The organism is Azospirillum doebereinerae (assembly GCF_003989665.1).
Taxonomy (GTDB): domain Bacteria; phylum Pseudomonadota; class Alphaproteobacteria; order Azospirillales; family Azospirillaceae; genus Azospirillum; species Azospirillum doebereinerae.
In genome coordinates, this window is sequence record NZ_RZIJ01000013.1 from 129,972 (window position 1) to 156,179 (window position 26,208).

General features: G+C 63.0%; 25 protein-coding genes. 17 read left to right on the plus strand and 8 right to left on the minus strand.

From position 1 onward, the window contains the following. Positions 1-65 precede the first annotated feature (65 nt). Positions 66-878, plus strand: a complete 813-nt coding sequence (locus tag EJ913_RS17115; protein ID WP_127000024.1) for an FkbM family methyltransferase — start codon at positions 66-68, stop codon at positions 876-878. 70 nt (positions 879-948) lie between these two features. Here EJ913_RS17115 and EJ913_RS31700 read toward each other — a convergent pair whose 3' ends face one another. Beyond that, positions 949-1,086 (minus strand): hypothetical protein, encoded by a 138-nt coding sequence (locus tag EJ913_RS31700; protein WP_185909817.1) that lies wholly within the window; start codon positions 1,084-1,086, stop codon positions 949-951. Positions 1,087-1,189: 103 nt separating this feature from the next. Here EJ913_RS31700 and EJ913_RS17120 point away from each other — a divergent pair, with 103 nt between their 5' ends. From EJ913_RS17120 to EJ913_RS17180, 13 genes are all read left to right on the plus strand, one after another. Next, the gene (locus EJ913_RS17120) at positions 1,190-2,431 is read left to right on the plus strand and encodes a glycosyltransferase family 4 protein (protein WP_185909818.1); all 1,242 of its coding nucleotides are present in this window, start codon (positions 1,190-1,192) and stop codon (positions 2,429-2,431) included. 148 nt (positions 2,432-2,579) lie between these two features. After that, on the plus strand, positions 2,580-3,761 hold the full coding sequence (locus EJ913_RS17125; protein ID WP_127000028.1) for a glycosyltransferase family protein: 1,182 nt from the start codon (positions 2,580-2,582) through the stop codon (positions 3,759-3,761). 261 nt (positions 3,762-4,022) lie between these two features. Then, positions 4,023-5,291 (plus strand): tetratricopeptide repeat protein, encoded by a 1,269-nt coding sequence (locus tag EJ913_RS17130; RefSeq protein WP_127000030.1) that lies wholly within the window; start codon positions 4,023-4,025, stop codon positions 5,289-5,291. Between the two features lie 112 nt (positions 5,292-5,403). Continuing rightward, entirely contained in the window at positions 5,404-5,730 is a 327-nt protein-coding gene (locus EJ913_RS17135) for a hypothetical protein (protein WP_127000032.1), read from the plus strand. Positions 5,731-5,792: 62 nt separating this feature from the next. Next, positions 5,793-6,434: a methyltransferase, TIGR04325 family gene (locus tag EJ913_RS17140; protein ID WP_127000034.1), complete on the plus strand. Its 642-nt coding sequence runs from the start codon at positions 5,793-5,795 to the stop codon at positions 6,432-6,434. Positions 6,435-6,557: 123 nt separating this feature from the next. Then, a complete protein-coding gene (locus tag EJ913_RS17145) occupies positions 6,558-6,974 on the plus strand; it encodes a hypothetical protein (RefSeq protein ID WP_127000036.1) in 417 nt (138 codons plus the stop codon). Next, complete coding sequence (locus EJ913_RS17150; RefSeq protein ID WP_185909819.1) at positions 6,971-7,597, plus strand: PIG-L deacetylase family protein; 627 nt, start codon at positions 6,971-6,973, stop codon at positions 7,595-7,597. The genes EJ913_RS17145 and EJ913_RS17150 overlap by 4 nt, the downstream gene beginning before the upstream one ends. A gap of 24 nt (positions 7,598-7,621) precedes the next feature. Continuing rightward, positions 7,622-8,611, plus strand: coding sequence for a hypothetical protein (locus tag EJ913_RS17155; protein WP_127000040.1), 990 nt, complete (start codon positions 7,622-7,624; stop codon positions 8,609-8,611). Between the two features lie 3 nt (positions 8,612-8,614). Next, positions 8,615-9,556: a radical SAM/SPASM domain-containing protein gene (locus tag EJ913_RS17160; RefSeq protein WP_127000042.1), complete on the plus strand. Its 942-nt coding sequence runs from the start codon at positions 8,615-8,617 to the stop codon at positions 9,554-9,556. 63 nt (positions 9,557-9,619) lie between these two features. Further along, entirely contained in the window at positions 9,620-10,603 is a 984-nt protein-coding gene (locus tag EJ913_RS17165; RefSeq protein ID WP_127000044.1) for an FkbM family methyltransferase, read from the plus strand. 7 nt (positions 10,604-10,610) lie between these two features. Then, positions 10,611-13,016 carry a glycosyltransferase family 2 protein gene (locus tag EJ913_RS17170; protein WP_127000046.1) on the plus strand — a complete coding sequence of 802 codons (2,406 nt, stop codon included), beginning with the start codon at positions 10,611-10,613 and terminating at the stop codon, positions 13,014-13,016. 47 nt (positions 13,017-13,063) lie between these two features. Then, positions 13,064-14,248 (plus strand): glycosyltransferase family protein, encoded by a 1,185-nt coding sequence (locus tag EJ913_RS17175; protein WP_127000048.1) that lies wholly within the window; start codon positions 13,064-13,066, stop codon positions 14,246-14,248. Between the two features lie 216 nt (positions 14,249-14,464). Continuing rightward, entirely contained in the window at positions 14,465-15,991 is a 1,527-nt protein-coding gene (locus tag EJ913_RS17180; protein ID WP_127000050.1) for an FkbM family methyltransferase, read from the plus strand. 112 nt (positions 15,992-16,103) lie between these two features. On the opposite strand, the gene EJ913_RS17185 is transcribed toward EJ913_RS17180, so the two are convergent. Continuing rightward, complete coding sequence (locus EJ913_RS17185) at positions 16,104-17,009, minus strand: hydrogen peroxide-inducible genes activator (protein ID WP_127000051.1); 906 nt, start codon at positions 17,007-17,009, stop codon at positions 16,104-16,106. A 219-nt stretch (positions 17,010-17,228) separates the two neighbouring features. Here EJ913_RS17185 and ahpC point away from each other — a divergent pair, with 219 nt between their 5' ends. Together ahpC and ahpF are read left to right on the plus strand one after the other, a co-directional pair. Further along, positions 17,229-17,792, plus strand: a complete 564-nt coding sequence (gene ahpC / locus EJ913_RS17190) for an alkyl hydroperoxide reductase subunit C (protein ID WP_127000053.1) — start codon at positions 17,229-17,231, stop codon at positions 17,790-17,792. Between the two features lie 179 nt (positions 17,793-17,971). Then, positions 17,972-19,561: an alkyl hydroperoxide reductase subunit F gene (ahpF, locus tag EJ913_RS17195; RefSeq protein WP_127000055.1), complete on the plus strand. Its 1,590-nt coding sequence runs from the start codon at positions 17,972-17,974 to the stop codon at positions 19,559-19,561. A gap of 108 nt (positions 19,562-19,669) precedes the next feature. Here the strand turns inward: ahpF and EJ913_RS17200 are convergent, their stop codons facing one another. Continuing rightward, positions 19,670-19,894 (minus strand): hypothetical protein, encoded by a 225-nt coding sequence (locus EJ913_RS17200; protein WP_185909820.1) that lies wholly within the window; start codon positions 19,892-19,894, stop codon positions 19,670-19,672. 67 nt (positions 19,895-19,961) lie between these two features. Between EJ913_RS17200 and EJ913_RS17205 the strand changes: the two genes are divergently transcribed. Continuing rightward, a protein-coding gene (locus EJ913_RS17205) for an IS3 family transposase (protein WP_244939391.1) occupies positions 19,962-21,139 on the plus strand; the annotation gives its coding sequence in 2 pieces (ribosomal slippage) (positions 19,962-20,235 and positions 20,235-21,139; 1,179 coding nt in all). 304 nt (positions 21,140-21,443) lie between these two features. Here the strand turns inward: EJ913_RS17205 and EJ913_RS17210 are convergent. The 5 genes from EJ913_RS17210 to EJ913_RS17230 form a co-directional block, all read right to left on the minus strand. After that, positions 21,444-21,929 carry a site-specific integrase gene (locus EJ913_RS17210; protein WP_127000058.1) on the minus strand — a complete coding sequence of 162 codons (486 nt, stop codon included), beginning with the start codon at positions 21,927-21,929 and terminating at the stop codon, positions 21,444-21,446. A gap of 151 nt (positions 21,930-22,080) precedes the next feature. Further along, entirely contained in the window at positions 22,081-22,533 is a 453-nt protein-coding gene (locus EJ913_RS17215) for a site-specific integrase (protein ID WP_127000060.1), read from the minus strand. 997 nt (positions 22,534-23,530) lie between these two features. After that, positions 23,531-24,883 carry a tetratricopeptide repeat protein gene (locus tag EJ913_RS17220; RefSeq protein WP_127000062.1) on the minus strand — a complete coding sequence of 451 codons (1,353 nt, stop codon included), beginning with the start codon at positions 24,881-24,883 and terminating at the stop codon, positions 23,531-23,533. Between the two features lie 145 nt (positions 24,884-25,028). Next, complete coding sequence (locus EJ913_RS17225) at positions 25,029-25,391, minus strand: hypothetical protein (RefSeq protein ID WP_127000064.1); 363 nt, start codon at positions 25,389-25,391, stop codon at positions 25,029-25,031. Positions 25,392-25,516: 125 nt separating this feature from the next. Beyond that, on the minus strand, positions 25,517-26,197 hold the full coding sequence (locus EJ913_RS17230; protein ID WP_127000066.1) for a nucleotide-binding protein: 681 nt from the start codon (positions 26,195-26,197) through the stop codon (positions 25,517-25,519). Between the last annotated feature and the right edge of the window lie 11 nt (positions 26,198-26,208).

The following is a 26,208-nucleotide window of genomic DNA, read 5'->3' on the forward strand; positions in this document are numbered from 1 at the left end:
CGATATGACCCTATATACGGCCCGATGATGCACAGAGATTGCAGCTTTCTTAGGAAGACAAAGAAATGAAAATTGAAACAGACTCTCTCGACGACCTGAGAAGCATTGCTATGCAAGCTCCGCGCAGGCAGTCAGGGATTTTAGTATTCAGAAATTTTGAGATTGAATATGATGATTTGCTGTCGTTGTATATGGAAATAAAAAATATATTCGAGAATCGAATTTATGATTTTCGACCTGTTCCCGAGCGCTCCATGGTGATTGTGGACGGTGGCGCGCATCTTGGCCTTGCTGCCCTGCGTTTCCACAGCCTCTGTCCGGAAGCCCGCATTCGCTGCTTCGAACCCGATCCAGGGATTTGTGCGATGTTGCGGCGGAACTTGGCACGCAACGGGCTCGCTAGCGTCGAGGTTGTGGAAAGCGGGTTGAGCGACTGCGAAGGCTTGAGCCGTTTCGAGGCCGACGGCGCGGATGGGGGCCGGATGATCGACGCCTCGGCTCCCCCGTCCGGGTCGATGACCATACACTCCGAACGTCTGTCCGCTCACATCGCGGCGCTGGGTGGACGGCTCGACTTTCTGAAGCTCAACATCGAAGGCATGGAACTGCCCGTTCTTCGGGAGCTTGAGGCGGTGGGGCAACTCGCCAGCATTGACCGGCTCGTTCTCGAATATCATGGCTGGGCGGGGGGAGAACAGCGGCTCGGGCCAGTCCTCGATCTACTCGACCGGAACGGCTTCCGTTACCTCGTCCATGATTTCGACCATGAAACCAACGCGGCAAGCAAGCCGCCCTTCCGCAACGCGGGCCAAACCACATGGTTCGCTCTTGTCTACGGATCGCGGGTCGATGCACCCCTTGGAGAAACGAGGACTTAAAGATGAAGGGCCCCGCACCGGCCTCGGTTTTGCGTTGATTCAAACCAGCGCGGACCCAAGCCGGCCGATGCTACCTGCGGCATTCGATGGCTTCGCGGAACTGTTTTTCCACCAAGGCGGCGGTATGGGGAGTGAGTAAAAAAAGATTTTCTTTACCTTTGTCGCCAAGCATGCCCGATTGAGTCGAGCAACCGTCGGTGTATTCCACCCCGTCCACTCCGGTCGCGGCAGCCAGGGATTTGCAAATGCGTGTCGGTGTTTACAGGCAGGTTCCCATGTCGAGTGGAGGGGCCTTCCAATATGAGGCAGGCTTGCTTGACGCTCTGTCTGACATAACGGGAAGCGTTTCTTACGAACTGGTCTGCATCAACCATGCGAACGAGAGCTTGCGGGGCATTCTGCAATCCGGACAGTTGCGTTATGGCAACCTGCCGCTCCGGCCCCTGGGAGAGTTCCGGATTTCACAGCCCCCTCCGGAAAGTTTCCTGCAGGCTCCTCATGAGGATGCCTTGCCGGCTTCCTTCACCTTGTCGGACGAGATCGTGCCCGATCCCATCGTGGGAGAAGCCCTGAGGGATGAAGGCATCGATCTTCTGTTTTCACTCCATGCAACGACGGCCGGTCCTGACTCCCTGCTCCCTTTCATCGCCCCAATCCATGACCTTCAACACCGCATTCAGCCTGAATTTCCAGAAGTGAGCGCCGGTGGAATTGCCGAAGCGCGCGAAGCGACTTTCCGGCGCATCTGCCGCTACGCGACCTTGGTGCTGGTCGATTCCGATGCAGGACGGAATGATGTGCTCCGCTACTACGGTGATTTGATCGATGGTGACCGTATCCGTGTCCTGCCCTATTTTCCGCCTGCCAGACGGGTACCGTCACCGGGGCCAAAGGACATCGCACGGGTCCGTAGCCGTTACTCCCTGCCCGAGCGTTTCTTTTTTTACCCGGCCCAATTCTGGAAACACAAGAACCATCGCCTGATTGTCGAGGCTCTCGCGCTTCTCGAAAAGACGAAAGGGGAACAGCTTCACGTCGTGTTCGCCGGCACTTACACGGAGCGGGAGCGGGCAAGGAATTTTCTTGAGACGATGGCGCTTGCCGAAAATCTGGGCGTGCTTGCCCGGGTCCATTATCTGGGCTTCGTGCCCGATCGGGATATTCCGGCCCTTTACACACTGTCGGCCGGCCTCGTCATGCCCACCTTCTTCGGGCCCACCAACATGCCGCCACTGGAAGCGTGGAGTTTCGGCCGCCCGGTCATCATCACCGGGCTGCCCAGCATCCGCGCGCAGTTGGGGGATGGCGCCCTCTACATCGATCCGAGAGAACCGGCCTCATTGGCCCAGGCAATGCTTGCCCTCTGGCATAACGATGCTTTGGCCGAAAAGCTGGTAGCCAATGGAGCCCAACGCCTCGCCCTCTATTCCTACGAGGATTTCGCAAACGTTGTGCGCACTATCCTGGATGAGGGCGTCGACCGGGTCCGCCGGAACCGCAATCCGGCTTACCCGGTCACTTGGGCCCAAGCGTGCACAGAAAGGGGCGAATGATGGCTCTGTCTTGCTTCGAGGCACTCTTCCGTTCCGACTGGTGCACGCCATGGAGCGTGGCATCGGTTTTCCGGCATGCGGATGACGTTTGGAAAATGGGTTCGGATTTCATCCTGACCCTGCCCGGATTGTATGAAGAAGGCAGGGGATGAGCCGGCTTCGCTTTTTGCAGATCGACAGGCTCTATCCAGCCTATCTGCGCCAATTTTATACGGCTCACCAGAATTTGAGGGATGCCTCCTCACAGATCCAACAGGCTGCACTTGCCAACGACCACGCCGACGCCGTTCATCGCATCGCTTTTCAATTGGAAGAACTGGGATACGATGCGCATTGGCTTCCGGGAAACGCCGTTTCCCTTCAAGCCCGCTGGCTTGCCGAAAGCGGTTCCTTTGCCCGGGGCATGACTCTCCCCGCCCTTGGGGAAGCGGACATGGTGGACGTCGTGCGTCAGCGCATAGACGAAACCGCTCCGGACATCCTCTACATCACCGACACGCAGGTCTTCGGCAGCGCAATGGTGCGGCAACTGCGCCGACGCCCCTCGCTCGTTGCGGGCTTCCACGCCTCTTATGTCAGTCCCGACCTCGATCTTTCGGCCTTCGATCTTATCCTGTCGCCGCTTGACGGTCTGCGCGACGCCGCAACCCGGATCCACGGGGCCAAGGCGTCGGCTTTCTTCATGCCCGGTTTCCCACGCCGCCTGCTCGACAGGGCAGAGCCGGTCGCCCGCGTGCACGACGTCTTCTTTTCCGGCCAATGCACCGCAAGTCAGCACCCCCGCCGCAACCGGCTGCTGGCCACGGTCGCGGCGCATGCCGAACACGCTGGGTACAACTATCACTTCTGCCTATCCGGCGATATTTCCATCCTGCCTTCGCCGCTGCGCGACGGTTGCCGGCCGCCGGTCTACGGAAACGCGATGCTCCAGGGCCTGCGCAGCGCCCGGATCGCGTTCGACGCCCGTGGAGAGATCACCCTCGGGCAGCCGGGCTTGGCTGGCACCATAGATCTCGCGGGACGCCAAACGGCAAACATGCGGATATTCGAGGCGACGGGTTGCGGCGCCATGCTGTTGACCGAACCCTTTGATAATCTTCCCGAATTCTTCCGTGCGGGTTACGAGGTAGAAACCTACGGCTCGGAAGAGGAACTGATCGACAAAATCACCTATTACACAAATCATCCTGAGGAGCGCGATGCCATCGCCAGCCGGGGGCAGGAGCGTTGCCTGAAGGATCATTCCCTTGAACAGCGGGCGATCGGTTTCGACCGGCTGATGCGCGCAGCACTGGACGGCCGTTTCCCAAAGGCCTCCGGTCACCAATAAGCAAGCCGTTTCATGCCTGTGTCGGATCCATGCGCTCTCCCGCTGGCGTCTGCCGCCGCCGGATTGAAAAGGAACGATGCCTTCCGTTCCAGAAGAGCAGCATCGGCGTTCGCTTCGATGATCCTGCAAACTCCTGCGACGGATGGCTTGATCGCGCCGACGGGCTGCTGGCATGATGCGCGCAACGTCCTTCCCGGAAGGGTGCGATGACGCTGGCGAACGTGCAGGGCAGCCCTTTGTGGGTGGGAAACGGACATCTGGATGACCAAAGGCACGGCCATGCCCTCCGGCGATACTGACAGCAGCCCGGACGCCAGCATCTCCCAGGATGTCGTGCAGCGTTGGCGTGAGGCCATCCGCCGGGACACCTTCTGCAATTATCACCACCAGATGGGCGTGGCCCTCCTCGCCCAGGGGGAACGCGCACCCGCTCTGGCCGCGTTTGAACGGGCCGTGGCAACGGATCCCCAGCGTTTCTCGTCCGCGCGGCATCTCGCCCGCCTCCTGGTCGACGATGGCCAGCCGGACCGCGCGCGCGTGGTCCTTGAACAGGCCCGCGCGCATGATCCCGCCGCCGATGCACTGGCGCTGGTCGAGGACGCGGACGATGCCTTCGATGCTGGAAAGGTGGACCAGGCGATCGCGCTTATGCGGGAGGCGCTTGCCATGAGCGCGCAGGCCGCGGCCCATAGGCCGGACAGCCTCGTCAAGCTTGCCGGGGAATTGCGGAATCGCGATCACCTTGACGAGGCGCTCCGATGGTGCGACCTCGCGACCCCCTCCGCGCAGGATCGTGGGCACTTTCACTACCAGCGTGGCCTGATCCTTATGACGCAGGGGCGTCATGACGAGGCTGAGAGCGAGGTCCGTGCCGCGATCCTTGCGGCGCCCGAGCGGACGCCCGCCCGGTTCCTTCTCGGCCACTACTCCCGAATTGGGCTCGAACTGGACGCCGCGCTCGAGTTTTACGGCCAGGTTCGGGACAGCAGCGATCCCATGCGGCTCTGGGCCGGCCTGATGACCGCGTATACGCTTCTGTTGGCAGGCCGTCGCGGCGAAGCGATGGCAGCCTGCGAGGCGGTGCGCCTGCTTGATCCCGGTTTTGCGTGGGTCGCCGTTTATCGTGGCCTGACCCATCTTGCCATGGACTCCTTCGAAAAGGCGGCCGCGGATTTTGAGGAGGGTTCCAGGCACCTTCCAAATTACATGCTGCCGCGTTTGGCCTCCGGCATCCTCAAGATTGCTCAAGGCTGTTTCCGCGAAGCGCTCGACGATCTTCCCGACCAAGCCGGGGATCTCAATAATCTAGCGCTGGGCCGTCTCGGGCGGGCTCTTGCCTTGCTCGGGTTGGGAGAGGTTGCGGAAGCCGACCAACTGATCCGCAAGGCTCTGGCCGAAGAGCGACTCTTGATTGCGGCATCGCTCCGGCTGCTCGGACGGCATGGCGAGGCGCTGGGGCCTCTGTTGTCCGCAGCCGGATACAGCGAATTGATGGGGAATGCCGCACGGCCTAGCACCAACGCTTCCTAACCGTTTTTCCACAACGGCACGCTCTGGATTCGCATGATGTTCGGCTTGGCTTCCGCATCATGGCGGCGACGGTCGGAAACGGTGGTGTTCGGACTCCCGCAAGGAAATGCCGTTGCTCCAGGTCGATGATGCCCTCGCTCCCCGGCAGGCTGGCGATGCGGTGACCGTCGCCAGCCTGCCGGGAGAGGTCCGCTTTCAATTTTCGAGCTTGGCGCTGACCGGTGTTCTGAGCCGAAGAGTGTCGACGGGGCGCTTCGCCCGACAGGTCGCCGTCAGAGAAGGGGCGGAAAAACGGCGAAAAGACATTTGTTTACCTTTCTGGCCAACAATGTCGCGGGCGTTTCGATGTCCCGTCCAAGCACATCCGCTTGTCGTCGCCGATGAGCAGCCCGGAGGTTTGAACAAGGGTGCGGTGTTTACAGACAGGTCTTTCCTGTAGAGCCGGGGGATGCCTTCCGATGGGAAACCAATGTGGCGCGAAGTGACTAGGAAGAGGAAGTGATGGGGATTTTCAGTGGTCCTTACGCCAGCCTTGCGGTAGCCGAGGCGCGCTCTCAACGATACGACGATGACCGAATCGTTTCCAGATTGGTGGAAACGCGGCTGGCAAGCCTCCAATGGGAAGGGATGCTTCACCCTCTGCACCAGCAACTTGCGGCAGCTCTCCTGGCGGGCGCGCTGCGTGGAGGTTCGGCTGAAAAGCCGTTGCGCGTCTGCGACTTCGGCGGCGGTTTGGGAGCCGCCTATACGATTCTGGACGCGATTCTGGGACCCAGCATCGAACTCGAATGGGATGTCGTCGAAACGCCTGCCATGGCACGCGCCGGGAGCGCACAATTCGCCCAGAAAGGTCTGCGCTTTTACGAATCGATCGACGCTTTGGGAGACAGGGAACACGATGTCATCATCGTGTCGGGCGTATTCCAGTATCTGCCCGAACCGATGGAAAACCTTTGCGCAGCTTGCCTGCCGGCCTCATCACCATATGGTCGTGAACCGCTTTCCGATCCGCGAGGGCAGCGAAGAGGTCTTGGAGGATGCGTGCCTCGTTCAGGATATGACGCTCATCGAAAACGGCATGTTTGTGCCTCATTGGGGCTTCTCTCGACAACGCTGGCGAACCGTTTTTGGCACCACCCATGACACCGTCTATCATTGGACGGATGGCTTCAATGGATGGCATTCGCTCGACGACGGCAGTGAAATGCGGTTCATCGGCCTTTTGCTCGCTCGACACCCCTCTTCTTCAGCTTGAACCGCCAAATTATGATCGAAACGGTCGAACACCAGGAAAAAGCCCTGGAAACCCTCGCTCTTGCGGTGTCCGCGAGCCTGGGAACCGCCGCCCAGCTTTTCCAGCGGCCTGGCTTCATGCGCCAACAAGCAGGAAAGACGATCGTGCCGCATGATCACAATCCATCGGGTTGCGAATTCGGCTGCAACCAGAAGGCCCTTCTGTTGATGCGTGGAGTTTTGCGTGTGGATTTCTGCGAGGACGATCAGGCATGCAGGTACAGCCCCCTCCCTGCTGCGCGCAATGTTTCTCCGCTGGTCTCGGGCGGGCATGATGTTCGGGTGATTGAGGATATCGGGATGAAGGCGCTGATGCGACGCGAAACGGGCGGATCGCAACCGACCATGCGGTGGTTGGCGGTTCATGGATGCGAGGGGATGGGGGTATGAGGATTTTGGCGCTTGGCGCGCATGCCGACGATGTCGAACTGGGATGCGGCGGCAGCTTGCTGCGCTGGGCTGCGGAAGGGCATGAGATCGTCCTCTATGTGGCTACGGATTCCGCCTATGCGGACCCCGATGGCAGGCCCGTCCGCACCGCCAAAGCGGCGGCGCGCGAGGCGGAAGCCTCCGCCCGCCGCTTGGGTGCCCAACTGGTGATCGCTCCCTTTCGAGCTTTGGAACTCACCTTCGCGGAGCCGCTGAACACGGCACTGGCAGCGCTGTTCGAAGAGGTGCGGCCGGATCTGGCGTTGGTGCACCACAGCGCTGATACCCATCCCGACCACCGCGCCCTGTCTCTGGCCACGTCGCACGCCAGCCGTCGCTGTCACCGCCTGCTCGGCTATGCCAGCAACTGGTATGTAAGCCCCGAGGTCTTCGATCCCAGGATGTCGGTGGACATATCGGAGACGCTTGAGGAAAAGCTGGCGCTGATCGAACTCTTCGAGTCCGAGAACGGACGAACCGGCGGCGTCTGGCAGGAACACGCGCGCGCTCTGGCCGCAGTCCAGGGACGGCGCTGCGGTGTGCGTTACGCGGAAGCCTTTCAAGTCGTCAAATATCGTCTTTAGACCGAGCCGGTGGAGCCTTCTGCAATGGCCCAATACCCCATCACGTTGTCGGACGGCCTTGAGACGATCGCCGCGTCTCTTCAGGAGATCTTCCATACCCGGACACGCCAGGACACGATGCGCCATGCGCTGATGCTTCTCGATGCGATCGCGCGCCACGCCGACGGAGACACCGTCACCGTCATGACCAAGAACGGGGCGCTCGATCTCTATTTGCCTGCCGATCCCTTGCTCAAACTGGTTCGGGACAATGAGCGCCTGCGGAACCGCCATGCCGGAGAGCGCTGCTTCATCGTGGCGAGCGGCCCGAGCCTGAAGCGGATCGACCTGAAAGCCCTGGCTGGGGAAACGGTGATTACCCTGTCGCGCGGGTATTCGCATCCCGATTTCGACGCCATCGCACCGCGTTACCACTGCGTAACGCGCATTTTCCGTGAGCACTTGAGCGATACTAAGATCAGAGATTTCTTTATTGATATGGATAGAAGAATTGGTTCTGCTGAGTTATTCTTAAGCACATCGGAAGAACCGATTGTCCGGGAGAATGGAATTTTTTTGGGGCGTACTATGCATTACCTGCATCAACTGGACGATGTGCCTGTCCCTGTGGATGGCCGGATGTATGATCTTTGCCGTTGCCTCCCCAGCGTCCAGTCCGTTCCCGTGCTTGGGCTGATGATTGCAATGTATATGGGTTTCCAGGACATCTATCTGCTAGGTGTCGATCACGATGAGGTTTGGACACGGACCTACTATTATGCCCATGAGCCAAGCTTCAAGTTCGTTGATCCTTCGGTCGGAGCGAACGGCGAGGTCGTAACGACGACATACGACCTCTTGCAGAACTATGCGGTTCTGTGGCGAGAGTACCGGCGGTGCCGAATGATGGCCGAAAGGAACGGGTGCCGCATCTACAACGCATCGCCAGAAAGCGCGCTGGATGAATTTGAGAGAGTGGATTTCGGCGGGTTGATGCTCTCGCCCTCCCCCCGCCTCCTCGTGCAGGAATCATAAGGCATGCTGAAGATGGAAGCACTCCAGACGCTTTCGAGCGAACCGCGCCCGGCATCCGATCCGACGTTGATCGGGCGCCCCTTTTCTGTCTTCAACATCGAGTTGACCAACCGTTGCCCCTTCAAATGCGTCATGTGCGCCCGGACCAACAACATGACGCGCCCGCAGGGCGTGATGGATTTCGCCTTGTTCCGGAAGATCATCGACGAGTATGTGGAGGCAAATCCGAAACGCGCGGCATCGTCGGAATGCTGGCTCCACCATTTCGGAGAGAGCCTCGTCCATCCGGACTTCGATCGTTTCATCGCTTATGCCTCGGCCCGTGGCGTATTCACGGCGCTGTCGCTGAATCCCTTGGTGCTCAAGCGGCCCTTGGCATTGGCGCTGCTGCGCGCCGATCCCGGCAAGCTCTATTTCTCGCTCGATGGCCATGACGACGCGTCGTTCGAGAAAATCCGCGGCGTCAAGGACGCCTATGAGCCGTCCGTCCGGAATCTCCTGAATTTCCTGGCTCTGAAGAAATCCTTCGGATCGAAAACTCAGATTTTTGTCTCGATGATACATTTCGGCCTTAACGCAGACAGCATCAACCGGATGCGTGAACACTGGTCAAATATGGATGGAGTCGATCATTTTCTGGATAAGGAGTTCATCACTTGGGATGGTAATGCGCAGGATGTCAAAAATCTGAACGAGCATGGCCCGGTGCCACAGAAAGACCATGTGACCTGCCAGTTTCCCTGGGACAAGATGACGGTGACCTGGGATGGGGACGTGGTGCCCTGCTGCTACGATTACGACAAGCGTTATGTCTTGGGCAATGCGTCCCAACAGTCTCTGTCCGAGATATGGAACGGTGAACCGATGCGACACTTGCGCCGGGAGTTTCTTGATAATCAAGTTGATAACCCTTTGTGCCGGAACTGCGAGTATCTTCGGGCCTGACGCATTGCCGCTGATGACCCGTCGACGGGGACGCCCGTTGAACCGCTTCGTAGAGGATTCTTCATGCCCGTCGAATTGGACGATCTTACTCCCCTGTTTCGTCAACTGCGCGCCTTGGCTTGGCAGCAACACCGGGAACGCCTGTCGATCGCCGACCGCCAGCTCATGCTGACCGCCAGCACGATGAGCGAGGCGCTGCGGGCGCGTCGGCAGATCCGGCATCTCTCCGATGTCGAATTCCAGGTATTCTCGCAGATGGGGGAGGACGGCATCATCGAATGGCTGATTCAGAATCTTCCAATCCGCTCCGAATCATTTGTCGAGTTCGGTGTTGAAGACTATAAGGAGAGCAATACTCGCTATCTTCTGCGCCACAGGAATTGGAAAGGCTTTGTGATTGATGCCAGCATTCAGAATGTGGAAGAAATCACCAAGGATTCTATTTTCTGGAGACATAGCCTCATCGCGAAATCTTATTTCATTGATCGAGAAAATATTAACGACATTTTGAAAGAATCTGGGTTTAACGAAGACATCGGCCTTCTCAGCATCGACATAGATGGAAACGACTATTGGGTGTTCGACGCGATAGAGACCGTCAAACCGGACATCGTGATTTGTGAATACAACGCGGTCTTCGGCGACCTGCATGCGGTGACGGTTCCGTATGATCCGGCGTTCCAGCGTCGGATCGCCCATCCATCCTGGCTGTATTTCGGGGCTTCGATCCGGGCGCTCGAAATGGCGGCGGCGCGCAAAGGCTATGTTCTGTTGGGCAGCAACCTGGCCGGTCACAACGCTTTCTTCGTCCGCGGCGATCTCGCTTCCACCCTGTCCATCGAGGATCGCCGGGCGCGCCCGTCCCTGATCCGCGAATCCCGCGACGAGGATGGGGCGCTGTCCTATGCGGACGGACTCGATCGCGCGGCGCTGATCCGCGATATGCCGGTTCTGGACCTTGAAACCGGCCAGACTGTGGCGTTGGGAAGCTTCGGGGCACTTTACGGCCCTGATTGGCACGCGCGAATTGCCAGCCCGAAGAGCTGAACCGCATATGGCAACGCCAAGCAACCTTTCCTGCGCCATCCTGACCCCACCCGATGACAATGCCCGCCTGGACACGGCCCACCGGTTGCGCCGGGCGCTGGAGCCGCACGGTTTCGCCACGGCGGTTCTCTGCGATGCCGACTCGGTCCACGACGGTGGGTTCGATTTCGTGGTGGCGATGACGGCGCTCCAGCCGAAACTGTCGGCCTGCCCGTCCTACGCGCTGTTCGACCGGGCTGATTTCGCCGACGTGCCGGGAGCCGAGGCGATGGGGCGTCTTCTCAGCCATGACGCCTATTTGGTCACCGGTCCGGCGGAGGAGGCCTATCTGGCGGACGTGCTGTTCGGCACCCGAAAGCGCGGCAGCCGGATCCTGCCCTGGCCGGTCCTTGCCGTTCCGGCCGCGCTTGCAGCCCGCCGGTCCGAAGTCCTTCTGGTGCCCTTCTCCGCGCCGCCGTCCCCTGAGCAGAGGGCATTTCTGCAGGCGCTTGCAGCGCGGCGGGCCGTGCGGGTGGTGGCGTTCGAATCCGCCGCCGGGGCGGTGAGCGAGGCGCTGGACACGGCGGTCGAACCGGTTCCTGCCGACGGCCGCGCCTTGAGCGTCCTGGCGCAGGGGCATGCCGAGGCGCTGCTCCTGCTTTCCACCTTGGCCTCCTGCCGCCTTCCCTTCGCCTTGCTGCGCGCGACAATCGCCGAGGCGGGGTGCCGCCTGCTCGACGGAACGGTGGACGCGCCGGTCGCGGTGCTGCTGCGGAGAATCGAAGCGGAGGCGAAGGAGGTCGAGGAGCGGAAAGCGGACTCGGATTCCGCCGCACAAGCCCTTCGCGCGCTGCACGAGGCCACGCTCGAGGCCAAAGGCTATCGGCCCGGCCCCACGGCCGCCGGTCCCGAGCCTTCCGTCGCCTATCTGGTGCGGACCGGTGGGCGGTCGGCTTGGTACCTAAAGCGCGCCCTGACCAGCCTCGCCGCGCAGGGATACCCGGCTCTGCGCGTGGTCCTGGTCGTGTGGCAAGGATCGGAGGAATTGGACGGGGTTCTGGGGCAGCCTTGGCCGTTCCCCATCGTCGTCGTCCATGATACCGGCGCCAATCGGAGCCGGACCCTAGCGACCGGGTTGCGGGCCATCGCAGACAGCGACGCCGCCTATTTCGGGATCCTCGACGACGACGACGAGGTGCATCCCAACCATGTCCGCAGCTTGTTGGCCTGCCTGGAGCAGCGGAGGCGTCTGACGGTTCCGAGGGCCGAGGTTGCTTATGCCGGCTCTGTGGAGATCGTGGAGGATCAGAAGGCCGCGCCTTTGCCACGCCACCAAGTTCCCCTGCCTGTGCCAGCACGCCGGCTGCGTCCCGGAGCCTTCTTCTTTCCCAATCCTGCGCGCCTGTGGAGTCCTGCCGTCCATATGCCGCCCCATGCCTTCCTGGCCGCGACGCGCCTGATCGACGACGACATGCTGATGGACTGCCGGATGCCAGTGGGAGAGGACACGCACCTCCTGAACCTCCTGGCGGAGCGCAGCGACTTCGCGTTCTCCTGCGAGGTGACTGCGGTTTATCACTTCCACGGGGAGGGCCAATCGAGTTGGTGGGAGCGTCCGGTGGAGGACAGGGTCGCGGAGCGCCTCGGCCTGCGGGTTCTGGGCCGGGTTTCCGCGATGCGGGCGATGTATGGGGGCGTTCCCTTTCCATCCGTCGACCACCCGCTGGGAACCGGCGTTCCCGAAATCCTCTTCGTCCCGCCAGCCGAGGCGCGCCCCGCGACTGACGGTCCGGCGGTGTCGATGGGGGACGGCGTCGCCAACGGGGAAACGCTGGTCCTGAGCGTGGGCGGCTACCAAGCCCTGTGGTATTTCGACGGTCTTCCGGACGAGCGGCCGGCGAGCGTGCGGCTGCCCAATGGCTGTGGGCTTCGCGTCGATGCTGTCCCGGCGGTGCTACCAGGGCGGCGGAGCTGGCGCATCGCCCATCGCTTCCTGGTGGAGCGCGACCTGCGGCTTGCTCCCGGTGAACTGCGCCTGGAATGGCCGGGCGGTCCTTATCCCGCACCCTTGGGCCTGCGCGTGGAAGCGGTTGCGGAAGGCTGGCGCCTGCCCTGGAGCCGTTTCGCCGAGACGTCGGGCCGAATCTGGATTTTCGGTGCCGGCAGCGCGGGCCGGGCGGCCCTGGGACATCTGACTAGGCTTGGGCTTGCGAGCCGCATTGTCGGCTTCATCGATTCCCACTGTGGTGGCCACATCGACGGATTGCCGGTCCGTCCGCCGTCGGATCTCGAAGCTCCCTCCGCTCAAACTGATGTGATCCTGATTGCCAGCCAGCACTGGGAAGAGATCAGGCGCCAGTTGGCCAAGGCGGGGCGGCGGGGCGTCTACAGCAGCCATCCGATCAATCCCGCATGCCTGTGGTTCCTGCCGTGAGCCCGCCATCCGCAAGACTGCCACGCTGTGTCCACATCGTCGATCCGATGATGATCAACAGTGTCGGCCATCACCATCACATGGTCGTGGATTTGCGGGCGGAACTGGCGGGGCGCGGGTGGGACGCGAAACTGTATGCTTCGCGGGATTGCGATCCCACCATCCGGGCGATGGCGGCGGCGGCCTGTTTCGATCATCTTCCGCGGATCCGAATCTATCCGATGCCCGAAGCCGACATCGGCGCGGTCAATTACCGGTTCCAGCAGAGTTTGGAGAGCATCACCCCGCGGATCGAGCCCGGCGACACTGTGTTCGTCACCCTGGCCGGCCATCGGAACCTGTTCGGCATCCTCGGATGGTTGGAGGCGATGGAACCGGAGCGCCGGCCGCGGGTCGCGTTGATGCTGGCGGCGGCGGAATGCTTCGTTGACTTCAAAGACACGGTGCACAATCGCAACAGCCGGATCTTTCAAACCGTCTGCCGGGCCATCGCCGGCCTTTTCATCGGAACGGGGATGCCGGCGCCGCTGTTCTTCACGCCGTCGGCTTTCTACACGGACCATTTGGCCAGTCTTTTCGGTCCGGACGTTGCGATCGGCTCCTTTCCCTATTCCTTCCAGCGCTCGACCGGCGTCGTGGCGGCGCTCGCCGTTCCGCCGCGGGTCGGGCTGTTCGGCAACACCGGTTGGGTGCAGAAAGGGCTGGAGCGTTTTCTGGAGGCGGCGCAAATCCTTCTCGCGGAGAGGGAGGGTGTCCGGTTCTTCACCCAGATTGACTTTTCACTTGAACCCGCCGCAGCTTCCGCCTCGGCCGGTGGGCGGCTCGCCGGTTATCGGGATGTTCTCGACCATTCCGCCGTAACCGTCTCATCCGGTCCGCTGGAGCCGGCGGATTACGATGCGCAGCTCAGTCGTTGTGCCCTGGCCGTTCTGCCCTACGGGCCGTCGTACCGGAGAATGCACTCGGGGATTCTGTTCGAGGCGTTGCACCGCGGAAGGCCGGTGGTGCTGCCGGCGCATTCCCAGGTCGCTTGCGACGCCGCGGCTTTGGGGATTGCCATGCCGGTCTTCACGGAATGGTCGGGAGCCGGAGTGGCGGCCGCCATACGGGATGGGCTGGACCACTACCCCCTCTATGAGGCTGAGGCACGTAGGGCATCGAACCTTGTGGACCGGCTCCCTTCAGGTGGCGAGCGGCTGGCGGCTCTGTTGACAGGCACGGAGGGGTTATGACAACTCTCTCTTGTTGCTGAAAGTTTGTTCCGACTCCCGCCTCGCCTGAAAGAGGGTATTTCCACCGCGCGAAGGGCAGGTTCGAAGGGAAAGAATGGCTAAGCTTCGCTTCTTGCAGGTCGTTGAACGTCGTCCTGCTTATTCGCGCCAATTCAATACGGCTCGCCCGAATTTCCTGGATGTGCGCCTGTTTTCCGTGTTGCAACGCGGGTGAGCATGCTTTCTCTCTTCTCCACCCCCAAGCCTTTTCATGGGCATATCGGGCTGATCCAGCGGAACGCCGTTGCGAGCTGGGCGCGGCTGTCCCCCGGTGTCGAGGCCATGCTCGTGGGAGACGATCCCGGGGTAGCCGATGCGGCGCGAATGTTCGGACTGCTCCACTTGGGCAGCGTGGCGTGCTCGGCGTGGGGAACGCCCTTGGTTTCGGACATCTTCGCCAAGGCGGAGGATGCAAGCCGGTCCGCGCTGATGGCTTACGTCAACGCCGACATCGTGCTGTCGCAAGCGTTCACGCGGTCGGTGGAGAGTCTGGCCGGATTGCCTCAGCCCTGGATCGCCGTCGGCCGCCGTTGGGACGTGGATATCACCGAGCCACTCGACTTCACGAACGGCTGGGAAGAGCAGCTGCGGATCCTGGCGCGCAGCCGGGGGCGCCTGCACGAGGCGACCGGCATCGATTACGTCGTTTATCCAAAGGGGCTTTACCGCGGCATCATGCCTCCCTTCGCCATCGGCCGGGTGGCTTGGGACAATTGGATTCTCTTCTTTGCCCGGACGATGGGCGCGATGGTCATCGACATGACCGACGCGGTCGATTGCTGGCACCAGAACCACGATTACGCTCACATTCCCCTGGCGCCTGGGGAAACCGATCCTCACGCCACGGACGAGCAGAACGTTGGCCGCATGCTGAGCTTCGTTGATCGTATGGCGTTCACAATTGACGATGCCACCCATGTTCTTCTGCCGGACGGCGGCTTGGTCGAGGCTCGTTCGCTCGGACGGAACCCGCGCGATCCGGGAACGGTGTGTCTTCCCCATGGAGCGCTTTGGCTTCCCATGCCGGGCGAGGTTGGAACCGGTGTGTGCGATAACACCTACGAACCCGGTGTGACGCGGTTCCTGGCCCGCTGCCTGCAGCCCGGCATGACGGTTCTAGACGTTGGCGCGCATCATGGTTGCCATGCCTTGGCCGCGGCTCGGGCGGTGGGACCGCAAGGGCATGTCGTCGCCTTCGAGCCAAGCCCTCGCGAGCTTTTGGTGCTGCGCATGCACCGTGCCCTGAACCGCCTGGACAATCTTGAGATCGAGGCTCTGGCAATCGGCGGCCATGAAGCAACCATGATGCTCCACATCAACCGGACGCTGGAGAATGGCCGGAACGCCTTGACCCCGCCTGCCGGGGCTGCACGCCTCCGTCCTTGGCCGGTGTCCGTCACCACACTGGACGCTTGGTGGCAGACCCACGGCCACAACCCCATTGATCTGATCAAGATCGATGTCCAAGGCGACGAAGCCTCGGTCCTTGCCGGCGCGCGCAAACTGTTGCGTGCCCGGAAGCCTGTCCTGATTTTCGACGGAGCGGCCCCTCGCGCAAGTGTGGCCGTTGGTCTGGAGGAAGAGGGTTTCACCCTAAAAAATCTTCAGTCAGATGGTTCCACCACGCCGTTCGAGACAAACTCCAATGCACCATTCCTGGCCATTTCTAGGGGAAATCTTTTGGCTGCTCAATATTGTTATTAAATTATATCGATTTAGTATTTATATGAAATTTAATATTCATAATTACTTTAATAATCGGAATAAATTTTTTATGTTTACTTCATGGTTTCTCTGATTGGTGAGCAAGGAAAATTTATTCTTCCATCGTTTCCCTCAAGGTTGCCGCCAAGCGCCGGAACGTCTCCTTCCGCCCCGAACTCCGCCGCCACGCCAGGGCGATGCGGCGGCCGGGACTGCCCTCATCCAGCGGGCGCGCCACGAGGTCCAGCCCGCGCAGGATGCCCGAATCCACCGCCATCTGCGGCAGCAGCGTCACCCCCAGCCCGTTGGCCGCCATCTGCACCAGCGTGTGCAGGCTGGTGCCCTGGAAGGTGGTGTTGCGCGGCGCGCTCTCCAGCGCACAGGCAGCGAGCGCGTGGTCGCGCAGGCAGTGCCCGTCCTCCAGCAGCAGCATGTCTTCCCGCGCCACCTCGGCCGGGCGGGCCGTTTCCCCGCTGCTCAGCCGGTGGCCGGGTGGGCAGACGAAGGAGAAGCGGTCCTCGGCGAGGTCTACCGTCTCCACGTCGCCGCCCACCGGGTAGGGCAAGGCCAGCAGGGCGGCATCCAGTTCCCCGGCGTTGAGCTGGGCCAGCAAGCGGGCGGTCTGGTCCTCGCGCAGGTACAGCTTCAGGTCGGGAAAGGCGGCGCGCAGATCCGGCATCACGCGGGGGATCATGAACGGCCCGATGGTCGGGATCACCCCCAGGTGCAGCGGCCCCGCCATCGGGTCGGCGGCCGAGCGGGTGATGTCCACCAGATCCTCCGCTCCCTTCAGCAGGACACGCGCGCGGTCGGCGATCTCGCGGCCGAGCGTGGTCGGCATCACCGAGCGCCGGGTGCGTTCGAGCAACGGCGTGCCCAGCAGTTCCTCCAACTCCTGGATGCCGGCGCTCAGCGTGGACTGGCTGACGAGGCAAGCCTCCGCCGCTTGGCCGAAATGGCAGCGGTCGACGACGGCGACGAGGTAGCGGAGCTGGCGCAGGGTGGGCAACGGGGTCATGCCGGTATAATTGATCGTTTTTTCCGATCACTGCAATCGGTATTTTGTGTTTCTCTTGATTACAGATTTCCCCTATTCCTCCAACGGTCAACGAACCAAGGGGATGTCGCGCCGGTCCAAGGAACCTCGTCATGCCGCCCGAAGCGCCCGCAGGGGCGCCGCCGCGGCCGCGATGCCAAGCTGGCGCGTCTTTCATTCATTGCTCTTCCGGAGAACACTATGTCCTTGATCAACACCGAAATTAAGCCGTTCAAGGCGACCGCCTTCAAGAACGGCAAGTTCATCGACGTGTCCGATGCCGATCTGAAGGGCAAGTGGTCGGTCGTCTTCTTCTACCCCGCCGACTTCACCTTCGTCTGCCCGACGGAGCTCGAGGATCTGGCGAACAACTACGCCGAGTTCCAGAAGCTCGGCGTCGAGATCTACAGCGTGTCGACCGACACCCACTTCTCGCACAAGGCTTGGCACGACACCTCGCCGGCGATCGGGAAGATCGAGTACACGATGGTCGGCGACCCGACCGGCAAGATCACCCGCAACTTCGAGGTCATGATCGAAGATGTCGGCCTCGCCGACCGCGGCACCTTCGTGGTCGACCCGGCTGGCAAGATCCAGATCGTCGAGATTACCGCCGGCGGCATCGGCCGTGACGCCCTGGAACTGCTGCGCAAGGTCAAGGCCGCCCAGTACGTCGCCGCCCACCCGGGCGAGGTCTGCCCGGCCAAGTGGCAGGAAGGCGAGAAGACCCTCGCCCCGTCGCTCGACCTGGTCGGCAAGATCTAAGGTCTTTGACCGGCGGACGGTCCCGCATCCGGCGTTTTCCGGATCCGGGGCCGCCCGCCTCCCCTCTCCTCTCCTCTCCTCTCCTCTCCTCTCCTCTCCTCAACCCCCTGCCCCGCCCGGACCAACGCCGACGTGCGCACCGGTTCGCTCCGAAAACAACAAGCTCGGGAACCATTGCCATGCTGGATGCCACCCTCAAGACCCAGTTGAAGGGCTATCTTGAGCGAATCACGCAGCCCGTCGAACTGGTTGCGTCCCTCGACGACACCCCCAAGTCCCAGGAGATGCTGGGCCTGCTGGAAGACATCGCGTCCCTCTCGGACAAGATCACGTTGCTGCGCGGCGACGACGCGCGCACGCCGTCCTTCGCGATCCAGCGCGCCGGCACCGACATCGCCGTGCGCTTCGCCGGCCTGCCGATGGGCCACGAATTCAACTCGCTCGTCCTGGCCCTGCTCCAGGTCGGCGGCCACCCCTCCAAGGAGGCGGCGGACCTGATCGCCCGGATCAAGGATCTGGACGGCGACTTTCGCTTCGAGACCTACTTCTCGCTGTCCTGCCAGAACTGCCCCGACGTGGTGCAGGCGCTGAACCTGATGAGCGCGCTCAATCCCCGGATCAAGCACGTCGCCATCGACGGCGCCCTGTTCCAGGCGGAGGTCGAGGCGCGCCAAGTGATGGCGGTGCCCAGCGTCTACCTGAACGGCGAGCCCTTCGCCCAGGGCCGCATGGGTCTGGAGCAGATCGTCGCCAAGCTCGACACCGGCGCCGCCGCGCGCGCCGCCGAGGCGATCAAGACCAAGGCCCCCTTCGAGGTGCTGGTGATCGGCGGTGGCCCAGCCGGCGCCGCGGCGGCGATCTACGCCGCGCGCAAGGGCATCCGCACCGGCGTCGCGGCGGAGCGTTTCGGCGGCCAGGTGCTCGACACCATGGCCATCGAGAACTTCATCTCGGTGTCGCACACCGAGGGGCCGAAGCTGGCGGCCGCGCTGGAGCAGCACGTCAAGGACTACGACGTCGACATCATGAACCTCCAACTGGCCGAAGCGCTGGTGCCGGCCCCGGTGCCGGGCGGTCTGATCGAGGTGAAGCTGGCCAACGGCGCCACGCTGAAGTCGCGGACGGTGATCCTGTCCACCGGCGCCCGCTGGCGCTCGATGAACGTGCCGGGCGAGGCCGAGTACCGCAACAAGGGCGTGGCCTACTGCCCGCACTGCGACGGCCCGCTGTTCAAGGGCAAGCGCGTGGCGGTGATCGGCGGCGGCAACTCCGGCGTCGAGGCGGCGATCGACCTCGCGGGGCTGGTGGCGCACGTCACCCTGATCGAGTTCGACAGCCAGTTGCGCGCCGACGCGGTCCTCCAGCGCAAGCTGCACAGCCTGCCCAACGTGACGGTCATCACGTCCGGCCAAACCACCGAGGTGCACGGCGACGGCGCCAAGGTGACCGGCCTGTCCTACAAGGACCGCGTCGGGGGCGAGCTGCGCCAGGTCGATCTGGAGGGCATCTTCGTGCAGATCGGGCTGGTGCCGAACACCGAATGGCTGAAAGGCACGGTGGCGCTGTCGCCGCGCGGCGAGATCGAGGTTGACGCGCGCGGCCAGACCTCGCTGCCGGGCGTCTTCGCCGCCGGCGACGTGACCACGGTGCCCTACAAGCAGATCGTCATCGCCATGGGCGAGGGCTCGAAGGCCGCGCTGTCCGCCTTCGATCACCTCATCCGCACGGTGCCGGCCGAAGAGGCCGAACTGACCGTCGCGGCGGAGTGACGACGCGCTGAACGCAACGCCCCGGACCGCGGCATCGTGGTCCGGGGCGTTCGTGTTTCCGTCCTGACCCGCGCAGCGGACCGGCCGATGGGTTGCCCGCAAAGCCGCTTACGGCCGGCCGTCGCCGGTCCGGAGGGCCTGTGGAGCTTTCGCATCGCCGAGCAGGCCTTCGTCCCGTGCCCGGTCCAGCAGCGCCTTGACGCTCGACGGCGCCCAGGTTTTGGCACCGGTCGCGGTGAGTACGCCCTGGCGCTCCAATTGCCGTCCGATGCGTGCCAGGGTGAGCTTCTTCCCATCCCCGGCGGCGTTGTGGATGGTGGCGACCAGTTCCACCAGAGGTGGCCGCAGAAAACTGGACAGTGGTTTAAGCTATTCCCGTCGATGAGAAGGACGGGGTTTGATGGGGAAGGTTACGCGCAAGCGTTACCGCGCTGATTTCAAGGCGAAAGTCGCTTTTGAGGCGCTCAAGGGGGATCAGACCCTGGCGGAATTGGCTGCCAAACACAGCATTCACCAAACGATGATCGCGACCTGGAAGCACCAGGCGATCGAGGGGATGGCGGCGACGTTTTCCGGCAAGGGGGAAGCGGCGAGCCCTGGGGTCAACGAGGCCGCCCTCGAGAAGCTGCACGCCAAGATCGGCCAGTTGGTGGTCGAACGGGATTTTTTGGTCAGGGCCTCCGGTCGATGAGTGTCGATCGTAGGCGGCAGATGATCGAGCCTGAGCAACCGGGATTGCCGATTGCTCGGCAATGTGAGCTGCTGGCGATCAGCCGATCGACATTTTACTACACACCGGTTGGGGAAAGCCCCGCCAACCTGGCTCTGATGCGGCTGATCGACGAGGCCTTCACGGAATGTCCGTTCTACGGCGCCCGTCAGATGGTCCGCCATCTTGGGCGCCAGGGCCATGCGGTTGGCCGCAACAGGGTGTCCAGGCTGATGGCCAAGATGGGGTTGTCGGCGATTTACCAGAAGCCGAAGACCACCGTACCGCACCCAGGACACAAGATTTATCCGTATCTTCTCAGGGGCTTGGTGATCGATCGGCCGGATCAGGCGTGGTGCGCCGATATCACGTACCTGCCGATGCGGCGCGGTTTTCTGTATCTGGTGGCAATCATGGACTGGCACAGCCGCAAGGTGTTGGCCTGGCGGCTGTCGAACACCATGCACGCGGATTTCTGCGTCGAGGCATTGGAGGAAGCCCTGGCCCGGTATGGTCGGCCGGAGATCTTCAATACCGATCAGGGTAGCCAATTCACCGGCACAGCGTTCACCGGGGTGCTGAAGGAGGCCGGCATCAAGATCAGCATGGACGGGCGCGGTCGCTGGATGGACAATGTCTTCATTGAAAGGCTCTGGCGCTCGATCAAGTACGAATGCGTCTATCTGCACGCCTTCGAGACCGGATCGGAGCTACGGGCCGGCTTGTCCCGCTGGGTCGGGCTTTATAACGAACGACGCCCACATTCGGCGCTTGGCGGACGCACGCCCGACGAAGCGTACCGGGGAAACGAAATTGCGCCGTATCCGGGGCATGCCCCGGATACGGCATCCATCCAGTTGGCGGCATGACAGACAACAGGGAATAGCTTATTCAGGCCGCCAATCTGTCCAAACAAACGGGGCCACCTCTCTTCGCCATCGGCCTCGCGTCTTGTGCCATGCAGATCGAGCAGTCTCGTGAAGGCCGCAGCCAAGCGAACATCCGGGGGAACCTGCGGGGCTTCTGTCATGGGTTGAGCACTGCACGAATGGTGGGCTTCTAAGTGTATACCTGATTGGAAGATTCCATCCAAACGTCATTGTGAATGCATGGCTTTCACGCCACCGTTCAGAGTGATTCCATAGCGTTCGAAATCACAGCGCACGACGCATCTCAGCGGCGGCGCATAACCTTTTCGGTGACGTTGTTCTTCCAGAGGTCGGCGGAGCGCATGTAGCGGCGGGCCACCTCGACCGATTTGTGGCGGGTCTGGCGCATGACGTCGTGGAACTGCGCCTCCGCCTCGGCCGCCGCGGTGGCCAGCCCGGCGCGCAAGGAGTGGCCGGAGTAGTGGCGCGCGACGCCGCCGGACAGGGCGCCGAAGGTCTTCTCCAGCAGCCCTTGGTCCCCGGCGCCGACCGCCTCGGCGCTGTCCTTGACCAGCCGCGCCACCGCTTTGTCCGACAACCGCTTGTCAATTATCGCTCCGCCCGCCCGCAAGCCCACGAACAGCGGCTCCTCGCCATAGCCGGCGGCGCGGTGCCGCATCCAGCGGTGCAGCGCGGTCGGCACGCACAGCGCGTCGTCGTCGGAGGCCCAGATGGCCACCGCGTCGCCGGCCCCGATTTGGTCGGTCTTGGAGCGGCGGATGGTCAGCACGATGCCCTTGCCGTCGACGAAGGCGACGCTCGCTCCGCCGCAGCGCCCCGCCGAAGCCGACGAGCAGCAGGGCGCGGTTGCGCAGGCCGAGCGGGCCGTTGGGCTGGGCGCGCACCAGGTCGGCGAGCAGGGCCGAGGTGAGCGGGGTGGCTTAGCGGGCCGGACGGGTGCCCTTGCGGCGGCTGATGCCGTCGAGCAGGAAGGCGATGCTCGGGTGGCTGGGGTCGAGGGAGAGGTCGACCAGCCGGTGGGCGGTGACGACGGCGGCGAGGTGGACCTGCAGCGTGGCGACGGCGAGGCGCTCGGCCGCGGCGGTCAGGTACATGGCGACGAGGCGCGGGTCGCCGGACAGCGCGGCGACGCCGAGGCGGGCGCACCACGCCTCGTACTGACGCCAAGCCGAGCGGTAGGCGCGCAGCGTGCCGGCGCCGCGGGCCTGGGTGGCGTAGGCAGCGGCCTGGGACACGAGGGCGCGGATCTCGTCGGCGCGGGCCGGGTCGAAAGCGCCGGCCGGAAGCACCAGCTCGCCGAAGAGGCCGGTAGCGATGACCAGACCGCCGGCGGTGCCGTCGGGATCCTGGAGGAGTGGGGTGAGGCTGTTCAAGAGGCACCCTGCCTTGTCGGTCCGTCGGCGCGGTCGTTGGTTTCGCCGACGATTCTCGCTGAGGTAGCTGTATTGGAACTTTCGCTCGTTTTCAGTGTCCAAAAAGGCCGCTTGTCGGACGTAGGCTAAAACCGAAGGGGAACGCCCCTCCGGTGTGCGTTCGAATGGTCTGGGTCAGGTTGCTCGGCGGCAAAAAGTCGGGTGCCGGGGCACTGCCATCCGCACCGATGGCCGACGCCGATTCAAATACGACCCAAGCGGGCGGGCAAAATTCGCCTGATCAGCCCGCAGATTTTGGCGTGATTAGCTCTGCAAAGCAGAACAGAAGGCCATCCGGAAGACCAAAGAACCCGAAATTTGCCTGATTAGCCCAGCAATGACACACGCTCGCACTATCGCTGGCCCGGCGATATTTTTAAGGATTGCGCAGGCTGACAACTGTCCGGTTGGAAATCAGCGGAAAAATTTTGACCGCCAAGCCGGCCACAGTCCTCTCCGCAGGCAACGAGACAAGATGCCAAACCGGATGGTCGGCTGGTAAGCGCCGGCCGAGGCGGTCGAAAACACGCCCCGTGCTGGACAGGGGGCGAGCGCCTGAAGGGAACTGTTGTTTTTCAGCTGGTTGAAGCGGATGCGAAGGGGCTTCGACCAGCTTTTCGCATGAACCGCTGACATTTTGCATGAACCGGTTTGCAAAGCTGCGGCACGCGAGGCCCCAAACCCCTCAGGATCCGGCTTTTCGCATCAACTGCCTGACAACGACATTCAGGGCCGAAAGCGAAGGGCGGCCGCTTTCACCCGTGAGAGCGGTGACCTTCAGCCTTGGGATAAGGAAGAAAAACTCATGCTCTGTATAATCCTGGTCTATGAACCAAGCCTTTTCAAAGGGCTGGACGTGAAAAATCGCCACGGGGAGGGACAATCCTCTCCATGGCGATGAGGGCGTTTCGACGATGGCGGTGGGGATCCGGGCTCCAGCCCGCAGAACGGAGCGGCGTCAGCCGGTGCTTTGGCTGGCGGCCAGCTGGCGGAGGGCTTGGCCGGCGTCGGCGAACACCCCGTCCCAGTCGCCGGGGGTCTCCTGCTGGAACAGGCGCATCGACGGGTACCAGGGCGTCGTGGAGCCCTTGTCGCCGTAGATCCAGTACGGCATGTACTGGAGCAGGTTCCACACCGGACGGCCGAGCGAGCCGGCGAGATGGGCGACCGAGCTGTCGGTCATGATGATCAGATCGAGCCGCTCCAGCGCCGCCGCCGTGTCGGCGAAGTCCTGGAAATGCGGCCCCAGCGGTGTGATCAGCGTGGTGGTGCCAAGCGTCTCCAGCTCCGCCTCCGGCGGTCCCTTCTGGAGGCTGAACAGACGGACCTTGGGGATTTCCAGGAAGCGGAGGAAGCGCGACAGCGTCGTGGCGCGTCGGGTGTTGTCCTTGAAGGTGACGCGGCCCGACCAGATGATCCCGACGTTCAGGATGCCCGGCGTCTTCGGCACCAGGGTGGCGGCCTTGGCGCGGGCATCCGCCGGGACGCTTACCGGGGTGGGCGGCGGCACGCTGTCGACCGTGGTGCCCAGCCGCTCGGGCAGGCTCATCAGCGGGCAATAGACGTCGTAGGGGGGAAGCTCGGACCCGGCCGGGATGAAGGCGTCCACGCCGGGCAGCCCGTCGAGCAGGCGGCGCAGCTCGGGATGGCATTCCAGGATGACCCGCCCGCCCCGCGCCTTGACCAGCGGCACGTAGCGTGCGGTCAGCAGCGCGTCGCCGAAGCCCTGTTCGGTGTTCAGCAGGATGGTGCGCCCGTCGAGCGGGCTTCCGTCCCACAGCACGCCCGGCGGCTTGCGGTTCTGATAGCTTGGCAGATCCAGCCGGCAGTCGTAATCGCGGAACCCCTCCTCGTAGCGGCCGAGCTGGAGCAGGGTCAGCACCCGGTCCCAGCGCAGGGACACGTTGCCGGGGGCGACCTTCAGGGCGTGGTCGATGACCTGGACGGCGCGCTCGAACCGGCGGGCGTGGCGCAGGGCGACCGTGTAGTTGACGACGTGGGAGAAGGCGCCCTTCGACAGCGTGACCGCTTTTTCATGGGCGGCGATCGCCTCGTCGTATCGCTCCTGATCGGCCAGGACGTTGCCGAGGTTGGTCCAGGCCCCGCTGTGTTCGGGATCGAATTCCAGCGCGCGGTGCTGGCAGGCGATGGCCTGCTGGACCTTGCCCTGCTGGCGCAGAAGGGAGCCGAGCGCGCTCCAGACATTCGGGTCCCTGGGCTGTTCCACGAGCATGCGCTCCAACAGCTCGATGCTCAGGCCTTGGTCCGGCGCCGAGGCCGGCTTGGGCGCAACCGCGGTCTCGGTCACCATGATGGAAAAGCCCTGGAAGTGGCGGTTGGTGGGAGGGGATAGACTCACAGCCGGGCGAAGTCAAACCGGCGAACCCACCCTTCGGCGGGTTGTTCCGGCAATAACACGGGCGGTGATGCAGCCGTGCCACGCCGCACCGACGGCGTCAGCGCCGACGCAGATCCTGGAGGTCGATGTCGTCGACCCGGTAGCCGGCCTGCCGCAGGGCGCGCAGCACGATCACCTTCTGGGCGGTGCCCTCGCGCGCGGCGGCCTGGCGCAGTTCCTCGATAAGGTAGTCGGGCAGCATCGCCTGCCATGGGCGTGTCGGGGCCGGACGGACGAGGCGGGGCGGCTCGGGGATTTCCGGGGCGGACGGGGCGACCGCCGCCTTGGGCGGAAGGGGGGCAGCGGGCTCGCCCGGATCGGTCGGCAGGAACCCTTTCTTCAGGCCGTATTCCCGGATTGGGTCGATCTCCGGGCTCATGTCAATGCCGCCCAGGGGGGGGCGGGTGGTCTTGGGGGGCATGGCTCGGTTCCGGTGTCGGGCGTTATGAAGCCATGAAACAAAGCCATGATTTTATGAAAGTCAAGCGTCACAGTGACGGCATCTATAATGCCCTATTTTTCATGACATCATATCAGAGCATGACGTCATGCCGCTCGTGCCACCAACGGGTTGCAGGGAGCGGCGTCGAGGAAATCCAAGAACTCGTCGGTCATGGCGCGCACGTTGTGGTCGGCGTTGCTGGCCGGGTTGACCTCGCCGGGGCCTTGGCCGGTGTAGCTCATCTCCTTGATCAACGAGCGCTCGATCAGCTCGGTGCGGAAGGTCGGGACGCCGTGTTCGGCCAGCAGTTCGCGGGCGTGGCGGTCGACGCGGGACTCGATGGCGGCCTGGGTGCGGACGATGACGACGCTCGACACCGGGGTGTGCTTCAGCACCCCGATGGAATCGGCGACGACCTTGAAGGTGCGCACCGCCTCCTTGATGTCCATGAAGGACTGCTGGGTCGGGATCATCACCCCGTCGCTGACCGAGAAGGCGTAGAGCATGGTCAGGTTGCCGAAGCCCGCGAGGTCGATCAGCGTGTGGTCGTGCCGGCCCGCCCGCTCCTGCACGATCTGACGCACGTTGGCCTCGGTGACCTCCTCGACCACGGTCACGCCGGCGTCGCGGCGGCGGCGCGCCCATTCCGCCAGATGCCGGTTCGGATCGCAATCCAGCAGCAGGACGCTCTTCTCCCGGCGGCGGAGTTCGGTGGTCAAGGCCATGACGAGGCTGGTCTTGCCGACGCCGCCCTTGGTGGAGGCGAAACTGCTGATGCGGGTCATGGGCGTTCCAT

Excerpts from the sequence above, each read along its gene's own strand:
- EJ913_RS17115 (WP_127000024.1), top strand. The coding sequence starts at position 66 with ATGAAAATTGAAACAGACTCTCTCGACGACCTGAGAAGCATTGCTATG.
- EJ913_RS17125 (WP_127000028.1), top strand. The coding sequence starts at position 2,580 with ATGAGCCGGCTTCGCTTTTTGCAGATCGACAGGCTCTATCCAGCCTAT.
- EJ913_RS17130 (WP_127000030.1), top strand. The coding sequence starts at position 4,023 with ATGACCAAAGGCACGGCCATGCCCTCCGGCGATACTGACAGCAGCCCG.
- EJ913_RS17140 (WP_127000034.1), top strand. The coding sequence starts at position 5,793 with ATGGGGATTTTCAGTGGTCCTTACGCCAGCCTTGCGGTAGCCGAGGCG.
- EJ913_RS17145 (WP_127000036.1), top strand. The coding sequence starts at position 6,558 with ATGATCGAAACGGTCGAACACCAGGAAAAAGCCCTGGAAACCCTCGCT.
- EJ913_RS17150 (WP_185909819.1), top strand. The coding sequence starts at position 6,971 with ATGAGGATTTTGGCGCTTGGCGCGCATGCCGACGATGTCGAACTGGGA.
- EJ913_RS17155 (WP_127000040.1), top strand. The coding sequence starts at position 7,622 with ATGGCCCAATACCCCATCACGTTGTCGGACGGCCTTGAGACGATCGCC.
- EJ913_RS17160 (WP_127000042.1), top strand. The coding sequence starts at position 8,615 with ATGCTGAAGATGGAAGCACTCCAGACGCTTTCGAGCGAACCGCGCCCG.
- EJ913_RS17165 (WP_127000044.1), top strand. The coding sequence starts at position 9,620 with ATGCCCGTCGAATTGGACGATCTTACTCCCCTGTTTCGTCAACTGCGC.
- EJ913_RS17170 (WP_127000046.1), top strand. The coding sequence starts at position 10,611 with ATGGCAACGCCAAGCAACCTTTCCTGCGCCATCCTGACCCCACCCGAT.
- EJ913_RS17175 (WP_127000048.1), top strand. The coding sequence starts at position 13,064 with ATGATGATCAACAGTGTCGGCCATCACCATCACATGGTCGTGGATTTG.
- EJ913_RS17180 (WP_127000050.1), top strand. The coding sequence starts at position 14,465 with ATGCTTTCTCTCTTCTCCACCCCCAAGCCTTTTCATGGGCATATCGGG.
- EJ913_RS17185 (WP_127000051.1), bottom strand. The coding sequence starts at position 17,009 with ATGACCCCGTTGCCCACCCTGCGCCAGCTCCGCTACCTCGTCGCCGTC.
- ahpC (WP_127000053.1), top strand. The coding sequence starts at position 17,229 with ATGTCCTTGATCAACACCGAAATTAAGCCGTTCAAGGCGACCGCCTTC.
- ahpF (WP_127000055.1), top strand. The coding sequence starts at position 17,972 with ATGCTGGATGCCACCCTCAAGACCCAGTTGAAGGGCTATCTTGAGCGA.
- EJ913_RS17220 (WP_127000062.1), bottom strand. The coding sequence starts at position 24,883 with ATGGTGACCGAGACCGCGGTTGCGCCCAAGCCGGCCTCGGCGCCGGAC.
- EJ913_RS17225 (WP_127000064.1), bottom strand. The coding sequence starts at position 25,391 with ATGCCCCCCAAGACCACCCGCCCCCCCCTGGGCGGCATTGACATGAGC.
- EJ913_RS17230 (WP_127000066.1), bottom strand. The coding sequence starts at position 26,197 with ATGACCCGCATCAGCAGTTTCGCCTCCACCAAGGGCGGCGTCGGCAAG.